This is a genomic window from Moorena sp. SIO2C4, assembly GCF_010672485.1.
Lineage (GTDB): Bacteria > Cyanobacteriota > Cyanobacteriia > Cyanobacteriales > Coleofasciculaceae > Moorena > Moorena producens.
The window spans coordinates 1-1,831 of record NZ_JAAHGN010001292.1; the positions used below are offsets into that span (position 1 = coordinate 1).

Annotated in this window: 2 protein-coding genes; both read right to left on the minus strand. The window is 43.3% G+C overall.

Features of this window, described 5'->3' with window-relative positions; translation table 11 throughout:
- Positions 1-405: Rpn family recombination-promoting nuclease/putative transposase (locus F6K20_RS36750; protein ID WP_287298151.1), on the minus strand; the 405-nt coding region annotated here is incomplete at its 3' end.
- A 236-nt stretch (positions 406-641) separates the two neighbouring features.
- Positions 642-1,664 (minus strand): tRNA dihydrouridine(20/20a) synthase DusA, encoded by a 1,023-nt coding sequence (gene dusA, locus F6K20_RS36755; RefSeq protein ID WP_287298152.1) that lies wholly within the window; start codon positions 1,662-1,664, stop codon positions 642-644.
- Positions 1,665-1,831 lie beyond the last annotated feature (167 nt).

Sequence of the window (1,831 nt, forward strand, 5' to 3'; positions counted from 1 at the left end):
AAATCGAGTTAGGTATCGGTCGGTTTGCTCAAACATGGTGAAGTCTGTAATTGTTAAAGCAATCACCGGCTTCAGTTTAGAATATCCTTCTCCATATTTTAATTGAGTGCTATAGGTTTTGGCGAGATTATAGATTACTCGTTTATCAAAAGCTGGAACATTTAACACTTGCATTTCAATAATTACTGTCGAGCCGTCATTTAGAATCGCCTTGACATCCAGGTAGGTATCCTTTAACTCCGTAGTATAGCCAGCATTGTATGGGTCAATAATCTCTAAGTTATTTATCCTAGATTCTCCTTGATAGATTAAAGCATCTAGAAAGCTGATCAGAACTTCTTTACTCTCAGAAGAACCAAAGATTTTCTTAAAAGCAAAATCGGTTTTGGGGCTGATAAATCTCATGGTTAATTATTGATGGATGATGGGGAGCGGTTTTTGAAGCATAAAATCTGGATTAGAGCAGTATTTTTTCGCTAAATTCGCCACTACCACTATTATGTTTATGATTATTATATCTTATAATAGTACAAATATACTTAATAATATATAACGGGGTATATAGCAATAAAAAACCGTCAGCATATGCTTACTACAAAGCTGACCGCTGATCGCTGACCGCTGACCGCTGTATGCTTACCCTAAGGAATTTTAGCTAAGGCTTCCCGAACGACTTCAGAACCAACACCAACCAAGCAGGAATTTTCAGTTAGATGACGTTTCCAGGCTCTACTACCTGGTTGCCCTGCAAATAATTGCAGCATATGTCTGGTAATTTTATTCAGCTTAATACCTTTGCCTACCCAGTGATCAATATAGGAAAACATGGCTTCGACCACCTGATGGCGAGTTGGGGGTATAACTGTATCGCTATAGATATCACAATCAGCTTTGGCAAACAGATAGGGATTGTCGTAAGCTGCACGCCCAATCATTACCCCATCGACATACTTCCGTTGTTCTCGCACTTGTTCAAGACTAGTGAATCCACCATTAATTTCCACGAATAAGTCAGGTAACTCCTGCTTGAGACGATGGACGTCACTGTAACGTAAGGGTGGGACGTTGCGATTCTCTTTTGGACTCAAACCCTGTAGCCAAGCCTTGCGAGCATGTACAGTAAAATGCTGACAACCGGCCTCTGAGACAATGCGCACAAAGTTAGCCATGTCTTCATAGCGGTCAAGGTCATCAATACCGATACGGTGCTTGACAGTAACGGGTATGTTCACTACTTTAACCATATCCTCTACACAGCGTGCGACCTGGTCAGGCTGCGCCATCAAACAAGCTCCAAAATTGCCATTTTGCACCCGACTACTGGGACAACCAACGTTGAGATTAATCTGGTCATAGTCCATAGCTTCAGCAATTCGGGCACATTCAGCTAAGTCACTGGGAGTGTCACCACCAACTTGTAAGACTAGGGGTTTCTCCTGTGGGGAAAACCCTAGCAAGCGTTCGCGATCGCCATGAAGAATTGCTGCACTGGTGACCATTTCGGTGTAGAGTAAGGTCCGTCCTGTAATCTGGCGCATGAAATAGCGATAGTGGCGGTCAGTGCGATCCATCATTGGCGCAATACTTAAGGGATAACCGCTACTAATAATTTTGGATTCCGTTGGAAGTGATTCGGGTGAAATAGCTCTACTCAGGGGAGTCATGGGTCGAGGCAGTTATAGCGCTACACGCAAGTCAGAAGTTAGTGCGGCTTGTTCCTACTAGGAGCCTCTAGAAAATAGAGGGGTATGAGTAGGGGACTTCGCGAGGAATAAAAACCTCAAAAGTCTAACTGTCTAACGGATGCGGGTGAAAACCCCGCCCTTCAGGA

Bases quoted from the DNA above. Each gene is read 5' to 3' on its own strand.
- dusA (WP_287298152.1), bottom strand. From the start codon at position 1,664: ATGACTCCCCTGAGTAGAGCTATTTCACCCGAATCACTTCCAACGGAA.